We start from the raw sequence: 15645 nt of genomic DNA, 5'->3' as shown, positions 1-15645 counted from the left end.
TTTGGACTTACGGCCGCTGTTGTCTGCAGATTTCTTGATTTATACCGATGTTATCGGTTGAAATCTGCAGACAAAGGCGGACGCTAGCGCTCCTCCAGTTCCAAACTTCCCCTCCGTTACTTTCCACCCCATAAGCTTCGCTTTACTCTGTAGAACCTGGCAAAGACAAAACCAGAGAATGTTCCCTTTTGCTTCGCATAAAAGGATCACCAAAAAATAAAAACAGCGGAAGTAATCGTCACTTACCGCTATACATAACCCATCCCGCGCAAATCGCAGCACCTCGTAGATATCCTGCCGCTCTTGCTATTCCTCAATCTCAGTGAAATCGACGTTCTCCACAATCCAGCGCTTGCGCGGGTCGACCTTGTCTCCCATCAGAGTGGATACGCGGCGCTCCGCCTTAGCAGCATCCTCAATCTGCACCTGGAGCAAATTGCGTGACTCCGGATTCATCGTGGTCTCCCAGAGCTGATCCGGGTTCATTTCACCAAGTCCTTTGTAGCGCTGCAGCTCGAAATTCTTGCCGAATTCCTTCAGGTAGTTCGCCAGCTCCTCGTCGCTCCAGGCATAACGCACGGTCTCAAGCTTGCCCGATTTGCGCGTCAGCTTGTACAGCGGCGGCTGGGCGATAAAGACTTTGCCGGCATCAATGAGCGGCTTCATATACCGGTAGAAAAAGGTCAGCAGCAGCACCTGTATATGCGCACCGTCGGTATCGGCATCGGTCATGATAATAATCTTGGAATAATTGCTGTCTTCTACGGCAAATTCCGGTCCGATTCCCGCACCGATGGTGGAAATGATCGCCTTGAATTCGTCGTTCTTAAGCACATCCAGCAGCTTGGCCTTCTCCGAGTTCATTGGTTTGCCCTTCAGCGGCAGGATCGCCTGAATCTTGGAATCCCGTCCCTGCTTGGCAGAACCACCTGCAGAATCGCCTTCGACGATGAACAGTTCAGTACGTGTTACATCTTTGGACTGTGCAGGCGACAGCTTGCCGCCAAGGTTCGAGCTTTCACTGCGTTTCTTGCCGCTGCGGATTTCATCGCGGGCCTTACGCGCAGCTTCCCGCGCCTTGGAGGCCTGGATCGACTTCTTCAGGAGGCTCTGTGCCACCTGCGGATTTTCTTCCAGAAAACGCGCCATATTCTCGGATACAATATAATCTACTGCACTGCGGGCAGACGCGCTTCCGAGCTGATCCTTCGTCTGGCCGACGAACTCCACCTCGGACATCTTGACACTGATAACCGCCATCATGCCTTCGCGCAAATCGTTACCCTCGAGGTTCTTATCCTTTTCCTTGAGCAGCTGTGTCCGGCGGGCATAATCATTCAGAACCCGGGTATAGGCTGTCTTGAAGCCTGTCTCATGCGTGCCGCCGCTGCGGGTAGGAATCGAGTTAACGAAGGAAGCAATAGTTTCGGTATACCCGGCATTGTACTGCAGGGCCACTTCAACCTCAATTTCGTCTTTTTCCGAGCTGAAATGAATTACATCATGCAGTACGTCCTTGCCCTCGTTAAGGAATTGTACGAACTGGCTGGCCCCGCCTTCATAAAAATATTCATCCTGCCGGCCACTGCGTTCATCCGTCAGATTAATGCGCAGCCCGGAGTTCAGAAAGGCGATCTCCTGCACCCGTTCCGCCAGCGTATCATAGTTCAGGGCAATACCGTTTGGAAAGACACGAATATCCGGCTTGAAGGTGATCTTCGATCCGGTCTTATTGGTATTCCCCAAAACCTCAAGTCCGGTCACTGGCTCACCGACATGTTCTTTGCCGCTTTTGTCCACCCAATATTCAAAGCGCTGCCGGTGAATCTTGCCATCCCGGTATATTTCTACTTCCAGCCACTCGGACAAGGCATTGGTTACTGAAGCTCCCACGCCGTGCAGACCGCCGGATTTCTTGTAGCCTGAGCCTCCGAATTTGCCACCCGCGTGCAGAATCGTAAATACCACCTGCGGTGTGGGTACTCCTGTCTTGTGCATTCCAGTCGGAATTCCGCGTCCATTGTCGATTACGGTCACCGAACCGTCCTTGCGGAGTGTAATATCAATTTTCGAGCAAAATTTGGCCAAATGCTCATCTACGGCGTTATCAACGATTTCCCATACCAGATGGTGCAGTCCCGAGGCACTCGTACTGCCAATATACATGCCGGGCCGTTTGCGTACTGCAACCAGACCTTCGAGCACCTGAATGTCGTCAGCATCGTATCCAGTCCGGGCGGTATCGCCGTTCTTGGAGACTTTTGCAAACATATCGATCTGTTCGAGCATTCATGCTCCTCCTTCTTTCTCTATCTGCGAAATGCAAACAAACGTTTTGGTTCACTTTGTACATTCTAATTCAAAATATCCCGTTTCGTAAAGACGGCGAATGAAATGATCACCGAAAGAATTCCCCAAACGGCCAGCACCCCCATAGAAAAGGACAGTGTCATCCCCTCAATAGGGGCGGGCGAACCGGATAAATAACCAGTCAAGCCCAGGTTGACCATAAATAAATATTTGGCCGTAGTCCATGCTGAAGCCATATTTGTCAATATGGTGCCGGCAATCAGTGCCGCCATCATCACTACAATACTCGCGGCTGTGCTTCGCACGAGCACTGATACCATAAAAGCCAGGAGCGCAACAACTACACTCACGAACCAGATCAATCCGCCCTGCATCAGCAAATATTTCCATTGCGGCACCGCATGCACGCTAGACATATCCACTGTATCTCCATTCAGCTGAAACCCCGTAAAGACAGGGACATTAAATCCTTTATACCCAAAGGCAAGACCCGAAACGAGATAGCTGATCAGAAAAGTTGAGAGCACGATCAGCGAGACAAACATCAGCAGCGCCGCCATTTTGCTGAACAGCACTTTCCAGCGCTTCACCGGCCGGGTCAGCAGCATTTTGATGGTTCCGGTGGTCCGCTCTCCAGAGACCAAATCGGAGGCTACAGCCATAATCAGCAGCGGAATAAACAAGGATACCGAATTGTCCAGAAACTCACGGGTGAAGGTTACTCCGCTAGGCTCATTCGGATTCACATCGTGATCCAGATAATATTGCAGCTGCTGGACAAATATTTTCCGGTAAGATTTCCACTCCTCAGGGATCCGGTCACTGCCGAGTGAATTCTGATTATCTGTGATTTGCTGCTGAACCTCCAGCCTCCAGTCCGAGTTGAACTTATCCCGGCTGCGCTCGGCAATCCGCATCTGTGCATAGGTAAACATAGGCACAAGTACAAGCAGAATAAGCAGAATAATGTAGAAGCGCTTCTTTTTAATAATCTTCAGGCACTCATTGCGGATCAGCGGTATTAGGCTAGTCAATAGTTTCACCTTCCGTTAACTTCAAGAATAGCTGTTCCAGTGTAGGGTTGATTTTATGCACGGCCCGGACTTCCACCTCATCTGTAACAAGTACGGCTACAATCTCCGGAATCAAATCCTCTTCCATCACAGTGATCAGGGAATTCGCCCCCATGCCGGCAATAACGGAATCATCCAGGGTCACTTCATCCAGCTCCAGTATTGAAATATCCGGGCGGCCGCCAAGGAGGTTCTTTGCTCTGCTTAACGGATCCAGCTCCCATAGCACATATGGCGAGCTCTGGGCAACCAGATCATCGACTCCGCCCACGGCGAGCACCCGACCTTTGCTGATAATGGCTACCCGGTCGCAGAGCAGCTGAATTTCGCTCAGCAGATGGCTGGAGACAAATACGGCAAGACCTTCATCGGCCAGCCGCCGGATGAACTCACGCAGTTCCTTGATTCCTTTGGGATCCAGCCCGTTCGTGGGTTCGTCCAGAATCAGAAGCCGGGGGCGTCCAAGGAGTGCCTGGGCAATACCCAGCCGCTGGCGCATGCCAAGGGAATACGTACTTACCTTATCGTGTATCCTCTGATCCAGCCGGACAATATCGACTACCTCGGCGATACGGTCTTTACCTACTCCCGGCTGCATCCGGGCAAAATGCTGCAGATTTTCCCATCCGGTCAGATAGGTGTAGACCTCTGGATTCTCTACAATGGAACCAACATATTGCAGCGCTTTTTCGGGCTCACGGTTTACGTTGTAGCCACATACGGTGATTTTCCCTTCGCTGGGGCGGATCAAATCTACCAGCATGCGGATAGTCGTCGTTTTGCCGGCCCCATTCGGACCGAGAAAACCAAATATTTCACCTTCACGCACATCAAAGGTTACATCATCAATAATCCATTTGCGCCCTATCTTTTTACGGACACCGTCGACAGACAGCACTACCGTACCGGAGCCGTCTCTTGGGTTTGATGTCATCCTTGCAGCTCCCTTCTGTTGATTTTTTTGCCCTGCTGACAACTGTCCCGGCTTATTGCAATGCCTGTATGACCCGCTCACTGATCCGCTGGTAACCGTTGCCATTCGGGTGAAAATGATCGCTCGACAGATACTTGTCCAGATGCCGGTTGAACAAATCAAAGGTGGGAACAAGCGTCATGTTGCTATGCTTATTAATAATATCCATCGCTGCGTTATTCCAGGCCGTTACCGCTTGATTACCAGGCACGAGCAGCTCAGGAACATCTCCAAATGGATTATAGAGCCCCAGATAGTAGATCTGCGCCTCAGGATTAATCTCTGAAATACGTTCGAGAATGGTATTAAGCCGTTTCGCCGCTTCAGGCAATGCTGCCAGCAGGGAATCAGGAGATATTTTATCATTCCCTTCTGCGATACCCGCACCTGTACTTACACCTGTACCTTCCTCCATGCTTCCAGCTTTCTGACCTTCCGTATCCGGTACCGCAATCTGCTGGCCTTCACTGCCGCTTCCCAAAAGGTCAGCCCCTCTGAAAAGGTCATTCCCGCCTATGGACACCAGTATCACGTTAGACTGGCGAAGCGCATATTTCACGCCTTCCTGCTGCAGCTTGCTCTGCAGACCTGCTGTTGTCAGACCGTTGATCCCCATATTGCCGATCAGACTTGTCTTGCTTCCTTTTGCTGTCAAGCCGTCTAACGTGCGCTTCACATACCCGCTGCCTTCATTATCGCCTGTTCCTTTGGCCAGTGAATCGCCTAATGCCACTATTCTGATCGTTTCTCCGGCAGCAGAGACTGGAGCAGCGGTCTGCTCCGGTAGAATAGTTAGTGTGGCTGCTCCTTTTGGGTACAGCACATCTTTTACCGCATACACAAACCCGACGAGTAAAATGATTGTAGCCGCTATGGAAATCAAGCTGACTGCGCGCCAGGTCCATTTGGAATCGTTCAAAGCTATCCCTCCGTGTGCCGTTCTATTCTGTATTGTTCCACATTTTACAAACTTCTTAACTATGTAGATAAACATAATTCTTCTATGTTCAATTTGCAAATACTGAATGCAAGCGGAAACGGATACCCCCCTTCAAAGGACGGTACCCGTTTCAGCGTAGAAATATAACCATGATTGATACCTTAATACATATTAATCCTAATATTCTTAAAAAAACCGCTCCCCGGCTGCGCCGGAGAACGGTTAAATGCTGATACAGCTGCGGTTTCTCTTGGGATTGAAAGAGGAACCGTTATACCTTGCAGGGATTGAAGCTTTTGAAGCTTACTTGCCGATGAACTCTTGTACCCAGTAGTTATTGTCAAAACCAACGCCGATATAATTGAAATTCGCACTAAGAATGTTGGCCCGGTGCCCGGTGCTGTTCATCCAAGCGGTCATGACTTCCTGAGGTGTTTTTTGTCCCATAGCGATATTTTCACCTGCATACTGATAAGTCACGCCGAAAGAAGACATCATGTCAAAGGGTGATCCATACGTTGGAGACGTGTGGGAAAAGTAATTGTTCGAACGCATATCTGTTGCCTTGGCTGCCGCTACCTTGTTAAGGCTGGCTAGTGCTGCTACAGGCGCAAGTCCAGCTGCTGCGCGTTCCTTATTGACCAATGTTACGATCTGCTGGGTAAATGCAGCAGTTCCGGACGTATCTGCCACTATTGGCGCAGCTGTTGCTACAGGTTTGGCTGTTGCTACGGGTTTAGCCGTTGGTGCTGGTGTTGCCACAGGCGTTACGGGCTGAACCGCAGGCGCTGGTGTTGCGGCAGGCTTCGCTGTAGCTGTTGGAGCTGCTGCTGCCGGATTTGTAACAACAGGCTGAAGCTTCGTAAAAGTTACCGTGGAACCGTCCAACGAAAATCCGTTTGTGCTGTATTGTTTCAGATATTCCATGAATTGTGCAAAGTTAGTGGTCTTTATGGTCATCGTCTGAGTTTCCGATGCTGCATTTGCTTGTAATGGAAGAGAGATGCTAAGCGCCATAACAGCCGCTACACTTCCACCAATCACTGCTCTTAAAGTCTTGCTCTTCATTCTGCCATCTCCTTGTTCTTGTTGTAGTGTGGTCTTCTGCCAAGAGTCGCTGAATCAAATATTACAAAGTTGTAATTTGTTCCTTAGTCATTGTAACACAAATCTATTTGCTGTGCGCTTCTAAATTCTGGGGATTAGTAGAGTTCAGACCGCTTGTCCCGTCTAGCGGCAGACTGTATAAGGCTTGTATTCCGCGAAAAAAAACGGCAACACCGCTCCTTCTGGAACGGCAGCCGTATATTTTGTTAAATTTTCTTACATTATATACCGGGACAGGGAGCTCCTCTTAGTGAAAAGACTGCCAGAACTCCCCCTCGGTTGAGATGAGTCCCATAATCTCCGCATAAGGAATACGGAACGTAGGAAATCCGGCAGCATACGGCGCAATTTCATAAGGGGCAAAATACAGATATAGTGCCTCTTCATCCACGTAAAACGGCTGGTCTGCGGTAATGCCCTTATAGGTATTGGGAAATACATAGGAGTACTGGGGATCATTCGCAATCTGCTTACCGACAATATCACTAAGCTTCTGCACATATTTACTGCCCGGTTTGAACAAATCGCCGAGCCTATAAAATTTACCGTTTCGCAGATTGATATGCGTATAGATTTTTGTCGGCATCCCGTGTGCTGCTCCGAATGGGAAGCGATACCCGTTCAGCTCCAGGACCAGGAGATTTTTACGGAAGAAGGATACGTTAAAATCACCGGTATAGCTGAAATCCTGAGCCGCACCGCCTGTCCCTGCACCCTCAGCCAGAGAAAGGCTGCGCAGCTTGTCGTTCACTCCTCTGGACACATCCGTAATAGCAATGCCTTCCACCACGGGATAATAGACCAGATAGTCTTTGTTCGGCTTATATTTTTTCTCCAGTACGGAATATGGCGGCCGAAGCGGAATCACACTGTTTTGTCTCCATACCTGTTTGCCGCTGCGGTCATAATAAGACGTGCGCAGATCTACATCCGCCCGGATCAGACTGCCGCTGAAGGACAGAGTGCCAGCACCAGGGATAACGGGGGGCTGGGCGGCCTTTTGGCCGCTTTTATCGATAAAATAAGTCTCTTTGGCATCATATACGGACGCCAGGCTATTCTGATAATTGTTCACACCGAGCAGGGGATGATTGCTGAGGATCCTTCCAGTTACCGCATCTGCGATAACATAACGAGACCCGATGTAAGGCCGGGCAGCATCCAGGGGGGTTCCGAGTGCAACGCGATCCTCGCCAAGCTGCAGCACCTCGTAATAGGTGGCCGGGATGATCTGTTGTCCCTTCATATCAATCAGCCCGTAGGCATTACCGTAATCAGCTGCTGTATTGATGACCGCTCTTCCCCCGGAAAAAGGCAGTGCAGCGGTAAATTGCGGCTGTATTGCAATCGTTCCATCCGTGCGGAGATAGCCGTATTTGCCGTTCTCTTCTGCCTGAAACGCCAGCAGACCGTCCCCCGGATACCCCACAAACGGATAGTGATAAGAATGCAATACTGCTCCCTGCGGATCGATCAGTGCAAATTCTCCATCCTTGATTTTGACGAGTGCCGTTCCACCCATAAAATCACCAGCATCCTCATATACGGCAGGCAGTACCTCTTTGCCCTGAGCATCCCAGTAGCCATAGCGGGAAGTACCTGTGGTGCTCTGTCTGGAAAAAAGCGCCCGTCCTTCATGCAGCGAATTCAAATAGTCTGCGCGGGCGGAAGTGACCTCTTTGCCTTTTTCATCAATCAGGGTATACCCTTTCGCATCGGAGACTACAGCCCGGCCCTCGGAAAAGGGGGCAATAAAGGAATAGACGGGTTTTACCTTCTCCTTTCCGGTGCCGTCAATCAGCCCGCTTCTGTCTTTACGCTGCACTATAGCCAGACCGTTCGGCTGAAAATCCTCGGCATAATCGTATCTGGGCTCAATGGCTGTCCGGCCTTCATTATTAATGTACCCCCACAGTGTGCCCTCTTTCAGCTTGAAAGGCGCAGGGTGCAGCAGATCAGCCCTCAGCGCGCTCTCCTCTACTTCTGGGAGTACAATCTGCGGTTCGGGAGGTTTACGGAAATAGTCCACCCGGTACAATCCCTCTATTGCGGGGATCGTTACGAACAGCTCGTCATCTGCCCGGATAAAATCCTCATCCTGCTGGGGAATGCACTCGTTCCAGCCGATTCCGTCCCACCGCCATACTTCAGTCTGGACGAGGCCGTTGTCCCAGCCTTTACCCAGCTCATTCAATTTGATCCTCAGCATCCATTCGCTCCCCTTTACCATAACCTTATACCTACAGGATATGGGCAGGGGCGGATTTATGTGCCTAAGCAGGTAGGGTTCTATATAACATGTGGTGTGATCTTGAAATTCATGGCGACCTCGCATACTATAGACATAACATTTTTGTATAACTTCGGCGATAAGGGCCGGGGGTCTCTACCAGGAACCGTAAAATCCTGATTACAAAAAAATGCCGGTGTGCATTTTTTTGTGATCAGGATTTTTGGCATACCTTAACACAGATAAGGAAGTGAAACCTATGAGTAACAGTACGAAGTCCCTGCTCACAAGACGTATTCAGGTGGCAGGCAAGCAAATCCCGGCGGACCTTGTAATCAAAGGCGGAACCATAGTCAATGTATTCACTGGTGAGCTAATGGAGGGCGATATTGCCATTGTGGATGGATATATTGCAGGAATCGGCTCCTATGAAGGCAAACGGACGGCAGACGCCTCCGGAAAATGGATTATTCCCGGCCTGATCGACGGGCATGTACACATTGAGAGCTCCATGCTGACTCCCAAGGAATTTGCCAAAGTGGTGTTGCAGCATGGAGTGACAGCAGTAGTCACCGATCCGCACGAAATCGGCAGCGTGGCCGGGGTAGAGGGTATTAAATACATGCTGGAGCGCTCCAGAGACCTGCCGGTGGATATTTACGTCATGCTCCCCTCTTGTGTGCCGGCAACGAAGTTCGAGAGCTGTGCAGCCCGGCTGGAGGCCGCTGACCTGAGCCCGCTGTATGCCGACCCCATGGTGCTGGGACTCGCAGAAGTAATGGATTTCCCCGCGCTGGCAGGGCCTGACACTGGGATGCTGGATAAGCTGGCCGGTGCACTTGACCAAGGGAAACGGATCGACGGGCATGCTGCCGGGATTGCCCGGGAAGACCTCAACATCTTCCGTGCAGCCGGCATCCGGACAGATCATGAATGTGTCCATGCGGAGGAGGCCAAACAACGCCTTGACCTGGGCCTGTATCTAATGATCCGTGAAGGAACCGCCGCCAAGGATCTGGAAGCCCTTTTGCCCGCCGTCACTGCAAAGAATGCGAGACGCTGCCTTTTCGTGACCGACGATAAATTAATCGATGATCTGCTGGAAGAAGGCAGCGTGGACCATAACATCCGGCTCGCCATCCGCAGAGGCCTTGATCCCATCACAGCCATCCAGATGGCAACGCTGAACACAGCGGAATGCTTCGGGCTTCAAGACAGGGGCGCCATTGGACCAGGATACCGGGCGGATCTGGTGCTGCTGGATGATCTGAATTCACTCTCCATCTCACAGGTCTTTAAACAAGGCGAATGTGTTGTTGACAATGGCGGGCTTGTTACAGGAGCTTTCACAGAAAATACAGCGGCTGAGGTTCAAAGTTCAATTGCCGAGAGCTGCCGCCTGGCCAATGTGGATATCGGTGATCTGACCATCCCTCTAGAGTCCGGCAACTGCTATGTTATCGGGATTATTCCGAATTCCATCGTAACCCGTCACCTCAAGGAACAGGTTCAGATTCGAGATGGCTGCTTCGCCCCTTCCGTTCAGCAGGATCTGCTCAAATTAGCTGTAGTGGAAAGACACAACCGTACCGGGAATATCGGTCTGGGTATCGTAAAAGGCTTTCAGTTCTCCAAAGGTGCCATCGCGGCAAGCGTAGCTCATGATTCGCATAACATCATCGCCGCCGGAGTCTCGGATCTGGAGCTGCTCACCGCCATCCGTCACATCGAAGCTATGAACGGCGGACTGACTGTAGTATCCGGTGACAAAATTCTCGCCTCCCTGCCGCTTCCGGTAGCAGGACTCTTATCCGAGCAGGGGTATGAACAGGTCTATGCCGAGATGAAGCAGCTGTACGCCGCCCTTCGTGAGATCGGTGCACCGGATCACTTCAATCCTTTCCTGACCTTATCCTTCCTGGCCCTGCCGGTCATTCCTGCGCTCAAGCTGACAGACCGGGGTTTATTCGACTTCGCCTCTTATTCGCATATCGGGATTGAGGTAATAGACTAGGGCATGTTTGCTTAGATATTAAGAATTAATTTGGAAGGAGTGAATATAACTTGCCATTCCCTGTTGTCACCAGAGAGCTTGCTGAACGGATCGAAAAATCAGAAATTGATTATATGGTTTCCAGAGTAGAAGCCTTACGTGAACGAGCGGGCAACCCTGAAGGAGCCGAGATAGAGAAATTTGGTAATACAACGGCGATATATGTTAAAACAATGCCATGGGGGGCTTTTAATACCGTTAAAGGCATCACACTTGATGATATAGACCAAGTGGATGAAATTATTCATTTTTATCATGAACGTGACAGACCTTGCCAATTTGAAATTATCCCTTCTAAGTCCAGCCCTGAGCTACTTCAGTATTTATCCAGTAAAGGTTTTTATCAAAACACGTTCCATACATCTATGTATGGTATTCCAAATGAGGTTTATCCGGACTATCCATCCAATATATTCATTCGTGAAATAAATGAAGACGAATTCGAACTATATGGTAAGTTACATTGTTTGGGAAGCGGTTTAGCGGAAAGTGGTTCAAAGTACGTTGCAGCAAATAATAAAGTATTATTCAATCGCTCCGGATGGCGTATTTTCCTTGGATTCGTAAATGAAATTCCTGCCGGGGTTGCGGTAATGTATATCCATAGCGGGATTGCATCCTTGACCTTTGCCGCCACGCTTCCTGAGTTTAGAGGACAGGGTCTGCAATCAGCATTTTTAGGTAAGCGCATGTACGAAGCAGCATTACAAAAATGCGAGTTAGTTGTAGGTCAATGTGCGTATACTTCGACAAGCCAGAACAATATGGAAAGAGCAGGAATGAGAATTGGCTACATCAGAGCTAATTGGGTGAAGAAAGGAACTTGATGCTGCTTTTCACGCCTTAATCACCTCACTGGCATCATGTTCCAATAGACTCCCTCAGCACTACAAAAAAAGCGTTTGCCGGATACCCAGCAAACGCTTTTTATACTGCCCCTCCCCCTCGCGAAGCGGGGAGGGAAACTACCTAAGGTGATGTAAGTGGCGGAGGGGAGGTTTGGAGCTGTAGGAGCGAATGCGTCCGCCTTTAGGTTTGGATTTCTACCGCGACCAGCGGTTTAAATCAGGAAATCCAAATCTAACAGCGGCCGAAAGCCCAAACACTCACCGTAGCCACGCCCCAATCACCTTAAGTAGTTATTGTTGTTGTTTCGCTTACTTCTTCGACGAATATTTCCGCATATCAAACGATACCGCCGCAATAATGATCAGACCTTTGATAATCAATTGGTAGTAAGGGCTGATGCCGATAAAGGTTAGACCGTAGTTGATCAGGGTGAAGATTATTACACCGACGAGAACGCCCGGCACCGTACCGATACCGCCTGTAGTGGATACGCCGCCGACTACGCAAGCCGCGATGGCATCAAGCTCGTACATGTTACCGTAGTTGTTTGTTGCGCCGCCTGTTCTGGCAGCCTCAAGCACACCAGCCAGACCGTACAGGGCACCAGCAATAGCGTAGATGTAGATCAGGTTCTTGGATACGTTGATCCCGGATACCTTGGCAGCCTGCATGTTGCCGCCGATAGCGTACATGTTTTTGCCCAGCTTGGTTTTGTTGAAGAGCACCCATACAATGGCGGCGACTACAAGGGCTATGATGACAATGTACGGAATAGAATATTTTCCTTCACCTATAAAACCGGAGCCTATTTTGGTGAAGTCAGGACGCAGACCGCCGATCGGCTGCGATTGGTTCGGGTCCATATCAAAGTACAGAGAGTTCAAACCGTATACAATCAGCATCGTACCAAGTGTAGCGATGAATGGTGGAACATTTAGCTTGGAGACGATAATCCCGTTAATGAGACCACAGAGCAGACCGGCAACAATAGCGATTAGGATTGGAAGCCATACCTGCACCTGCGGAAGATCAGGGAAGAACCGGCGAGAATAATCCGGAATTTGCAGCATCGAAGCGGAGATAACCGCCGTGAACCCTACAACACGTCCTGCGGATAAGTCCGTACCGGCTGTGATCAGAATAAAGGCCACACCCAGAGCGATAATTACACGTGTGGAGGATTGAATCAGGACGTCACGCAGCGTATTGATGGACATAAAGCTTGGCTCATAGATGATAATACCCATGATCAGCAGTACGAGTACGATATAGATCGCGTTTTGAGTGACAAAGGATTGAGCTTTTTTAACGTTCATTAGTAGTTTCCCCCTTAATGCTGTGCAGCGAGACGCATAACTTCGGTTTCCGTAGCCTGCTCGCCTTCTAGTATTCCTGTCAGCTTGCCTTCAGACATAACCATTACGCGGTCGGACATTCCGAGCAGTTCCGGCATTTCCGAAGAGATCATGATGATGCTTTTGCCTTGCTTCGCCAAATCGGCGATGATCGAATAGATTTCGAATTTGGCCCCGACGTCAATCCCGCGGGTTGGTTCATCCAGCAGCAGTACCTCAGGCTCGGTAAGCAGCCATCTGGCGAGCAGCACCTTTTGCTGATTCCCCCCCGATAAATTCATAATCTGCGTTTTCGTGGTGGGTGTCTTGGTACGCAGCTTTTCAATCATCTTATCGACTTCAACCTTTTTCTTCTTGCCGTCAAGCAGCAGATATGGCGTCTGGTAACGGTCCAGATTGGCAATAGCCCCATTCTCATGAACGGACAGCACCGGGAAAATACCTGTTACCCGGCGTTCCTCGGTAAGTAGTGCCAACCCGTGTTTTTTGGCGTCCTGCGGCGACTGAATATTAACCTTCTTGCCAGCAATGGAAATGCTTCCGGATTTTATTGCACGAAGTCCGAACAGAGCCTCGATAACCTCCGTACGCTGTGCGCCGACCAGACCGCCGACACCCAGAATCTCACCGCGTCTGAGCTCAAAGGATACATCCTTGAACGATCTCGGTTCTGGCGATGTAAGCCCTTCCACTTTCAGGAAAACCTCACCGGGAACGTTGGAGCGTTCAGGGAACCGGTTCGTGAGGTCGCGGCCGACCATTCTGGAAATAATCAGATCTGTTGTCAGCTCTGCTGAAGGCCAGGTACCGATTTTTTTGCCGTCACGCATGATCGTCACTTCGTCAGAAATCTCGAGGATTTCCTCCATTTTATGGGATATATAAATAATGGACACGCCTCTTTTTTGCAGATCCCGGATAATCCGGAACAAATGCTCCACTTCCACACTGGTCAGCGAGGAGGTAGGTTCATCCATTACAATAACGCGTGAATGAAAAGAGACGGCTTTCGCGATTTCGATAGATTGGATTTTGGATACAGACAGTTTGCCTACCAGGGTTTCGGGATTCAGATCGATATCCAGATCCTTGAAAAGGTTTTCAGTGTCAGTAAACATTTTCTTGTGGTCAATGAACTGAATCGGTCCGAACCCTTTCGTCGGAAAACGCCCCAGCCAGATATTCTCCATCACATTGCGGAACGGCACAGGATGCAGCTCCTGGTGTATCATAGAGATTCCGTGACCCAAAGCATCATTGGAGTTGGTGATATTAGCCTTTTCACCATCCAGAAAAATCTCACCGGCATCCGGTGAATAGATCCCAAACAGACATTTCATGAGTGTAGACTTGCCTGCGCCGTTTTCACCCATCAGTGCATGGACCGAACCCGGCCTAACCTTCAGGCTGACGCCGTCCAGCGCCTTTACACCGGGAAATTCTTTGGTAATATTGTTCATTTCCAGCAAAAATTCAGTTTTTGCCATGTTGTTACGCCCCCTACGCTATTTTTCTTTTTCCATGAGAGGCACAGCGGTTCCCTTCTGCTTCCTACCCGTAAGGAATTCCGGGGAGCAGTTTTCCACTCCCCGGCTTTATTTGTATTAAGCTTTATTTCGCGTCAGCTACATTATCTTTAGTGATTTTTTTGTAGGAAATCCATACGTATTGGTTGTCTGTGATGTTAAAGCCCACATTTTCTTTGGTAGGCGTTTCACCTTTGGCCAGCAATGCAGCCAATGTGATTGCAGCTTTACCTTGGTTGTTGGCATCATTCAGCACCGTACCAAGCATGGTTCCGTCTTGCAGCGCTTGAACAGCTGGAGCCGTCGCATCTACCCCTACAACCGGCATATACTTGTTGCCAGTGAAGTATCCCGCAGCTTTCAGAGCTTCAATCGCACCGAGGGCCATATCATCGTTGTTGGCAAGAACGGCTTCAATCTTGTCACCGTGGGAGCCGAGGAAGGCTGCCATTTTTTCTTGTCCTTTTACACGATCCCACATGGCTGTGTCTTCAGCCAGTTTCTCTACCTTGATGCCGGCATCTTCGATGGCCTGGATGGAGTAGGTGGTACGCAGCTCGGCATCCTGGTGTCCAGGTTCGCCTTTCAGCATTACATATTGGAGCACGCCGTCTTTGTTCTTATCAGCTTCTGGATGAGCCTTCCAGTAGTCTACAATCAGCTGGCCGGACATCGTACCGGACTCTTCAGCCTTAGCGCCTACGTAGTATACTTTATCCCATTTCTTCATATCTTCTGGAAGCGGTTCGCGGTTCAGGAATACTACCGGAATATTTGCTGTTTTGGCTTTATCGATAATTACGCCTGCTGCTGTGCGGTCAACCGGGTTGATCAGCATGCCGTCGTATTTCTTTGTGATGAAAAGGTCCACCTTGTCGTTCTGTGTAGGCTGTGAGTTTTGGCTGTCTACGATGTCTACAGTAGCGATGCCTTTGGCAGCTGTGTCAATGGCATTGCGGACACCGGTCATGAACGTATCGTCAAATTTGTAGATAGCCACGCCGACCTTTGGAGTCTTACCAGCAGCACCGGAGTTTGCACTGTTGGTAGCTTTTGCAGCGTTGCCTGTATTGTCAGTCTTAGCATTATTGTTGCCGCCGCAGCCTGCGAGAGCTGCACCCAGCAAAGCACTGGCTAGTAAAACGGAAGTGATTTTTTTCATAATTATTTGACCTCCTGATATATGTTTCTTTTTAGTTGTGCCCAGTATGTCCCGGGTACATCCTTAT

11 protein-coding genes and 1 riboswitch are annotated in these 15645 nt (G+C 49.8%); of the genes, 2 read left to right on the top strand and 9 right to left on the bottom strand.

The features are described from left to right. Positions 1 to 306: 306 nt before the first annotated feature. From parE to A3848_RS25710, 6 genes are all read right to left on the bottom strand, one after another. Positions 307 to 2289, bottom strand: coding sequence for a DNA topoisomerase IV subunit B (gene parE, locus A3848_RS25735; RefSeq protein WP_074087697.1), 1983 nt, complete (start codon positions 2287 to 2289; stop codon positions 307 to 309). 65 nt (positions 2290 to 2354) lie between these two features. Next, entirely contained in the window at positions 2355 to 3344 is a 990-nt protein-coding gene (locus A3848_RS25730) for an ABC transporter permease (RefSeq protein WP_074087696.1), read from the bottom strand. Next, the gene (locus tag A3848_RS25725; protein ID WP_074087695.1) at positions 3337 to 4317 is read right to left on the bottom strand and encodes an ABC transporter ATP-binding protein; all 981 of its coding nucleotides are present in this window, start codon (positions 4315 to 4317) and stop codon (positions 3337 to 3339) included. The genes A3848_RS25730 and A3848_RS25725 overlap by 8 nt, the downstream gene beginning before the upstream one ends. Positions 4318 to 4369: 52 nt before the next feature. Beyond that, positions 4370 to 5275 carry a GDSL-type esterase/lipase family protein gene (locus tag A3848_RS25720; RefSeq protein ID WP_074087694.1) on the bottom strand — a complete coding sequence of 302 codons (906 nt, stop codon included), beginning with the start codon at positions 5273 to 5275 and terminating at the stop codon, positions 4370 to 4372. A gap of 324 nt (positions 5276 to 5599) precedes the next feature. Further along, complete coding sequence (locus A3848_RS25715) at positions 5600 to 6364, bottom strand: CAP domain-containing protein (RefSeq protein WP_074087693.1); 765 nt, start codon at positions 6362 to 6364, stop codon at positions 5600 to 5602. 286 nt (positions 6365 to 6650) lie between these two features. Then, positions 6651 to 8612 carry a WG repeat-containing protein gene (locus A3848_RS25710; RefSeq protein WP_074087692.1) on the bottom strand — a complete coding sequence of 654 codons (1962 nt, stop codon included), beginning with the start codon at positions 8610 to 8612 and terminating at the stop codon, positions 6651 to 6653. A 124-nt stretch (positions 8613 to 8736) separates the two neighbouring features. After that, positions 8737 to 8836, top strand: a riboswitch (purine riboswitch). A 56-nt stretch (positions 8837 to 8892) separates the two neighbouring features. Here A3848_RS25710 and ade point away from each other — a divergent pair. Further along, the gene (ade, locus tag A3848_RS25705; protein ID WP_074087691.1) at positions 8893 to 10647 is read left to right on the top strand and encodes an adenine deaminase; all 1755 of its coding nucleotides are present in this window, start codon (positions 8893 to 8895) and stop codon (positions 10645 to 10647) included. A gap of 50 nt (positions 10648 to 10697) precedes the next feature. Then, positions 10698 to 11513 (top strand): GNAT family protein, encoded by an 816-nt coding sequence (locus tag A3848_RS25700; RefSeq protein ID WP_083612377.1) that lies wholly within the window; start codon positions 10698 to 10700, stop codon positions 11511 to 11513. Positions 11514 to 11843: 330 nt separating this feature from the next. Here the strand turns inward: A3848_RS25700 and mglC are convergent, their stop codons facing one another. The 3 genes from mglC to A3848_RS25685 all read right to left on the bottom strand — a co-directional run bounded on the left by mglC (position 11844) and on the right by A3848_RS25685 (position 15578). Next, positions 11844 to 12851, bottom strand: a complete 1008-nt coding sequence (gene mglC / locus A3848_RS25695; protein ID WP_074087690.1) for a galactose/methyl galactoside ABC transporter permease MglC — start codon at positions 12849 to 12851, stop codon at positions 11844 to 11846. A 14-nt stretch (positions 12852 to 12865) separates the two neighbouring features. Continuing rightward, positions 12866 to 14377, bottom strand: coding sequence for a sugar ABC transporter ATP-binding protein (locus tag A3848_RS25690; RefSeq protein WP_074087689.1), 1512 nt, complete (start codon positions 14375 to 14377; stop codon positions 12866 to 12868). A 124-nt stretch (positions 14378 to 14501) separates the two neighbouring features. Beyond that, positions 14502 to 15578 (bottom strand): galactose ABC transporter substrate-binding protein, encoded by a 1077-nt coding sequence (locus tag A3848_RS25685; RefSeq protein WP_143186237.1) that lies wholly within the window; start codon positions 15576 to 15578, stop codon positions 14502 to 14504. Between the last annotated feature and the right edge of the window lie 67 nt (positions 15579 to 15645).

Source organism: Paenibacillus sp. P32E (genome assembly GCF_001909085.1).
Lineage (GTDB): Bacteria > Bacillota > Bacilli > Paenibacillales > Paenibacillaceae > Paenibacillus_AQ > Paenibacillus_AQ helianthi.
The sequence above is the reverse complement of the archived record's forward strand: the minus strand, read 5'-3'. Positions and strand labels throughout refer to the sequence as shown.

What these genes read in the sequence shown, in the direction of transcription:
- parE (WP_074087697.1), bottom strand. Translation starts at nt 2,289, where the DNA reads ATGCTCGAACAGATCGATATGTTTGCAAAAGTCTCCAAGAACGGCGAT.
- A3848_RS25725 (WP_074087695.1), bottom strand. Translation starts at nt 4,317, where the DNA reads ATGACATCAAACCCAAGAGACGGCTCCGGTACGGTAGTGCTGTCTGTC.
- A3848_RS25715 (WP_074087693.1), bottom strand. Translation starts at nt 6,364, where the DNA reads ATGAAGAGCAAGACTTTAAGAGCAGTGATTGGTGGAAGTGTAGCGGCT.
- A3848_RS25710 (WP_074087692.1), bottom strand. Translation starts at nt 8,612, where the DNA reads ATGCTGAGGATCAAATTGAATGAGCTGGGTAAAGGCTGGGACAACGGC.
- ade (WP_074087691.1), top strand. Translation starts at nt 8,893, where the DNA reads ATGAGTAACAGTACGAAGTCCCTGCTCACAAGACGTATTCAGGTGGCA.
- mglC (WP_074087690.1), bottom strand. Translation starts at nt 12,851, where the DNA reads ATGAACGTTAAAAAAGCTCAATCCTTTGTCACTCAAAACGCGATCTAT.
- A3848_RS25690 (WP_074087689.1), bottom strand. Translation starts at nt 14,377, where the DNA reads ATGGCAAAAACTGAATTTTTGCTGGAAATGAACAATATTACCAAAGAA.
- A3848_RS25685 (WP_143186237.1), bottom strand. Translation starts at nt 15,578, where the DNA reads ATGAAAAAAATCACTTCCGTTTTACTAGCCAGTGCTTTGCTGGGTGCA.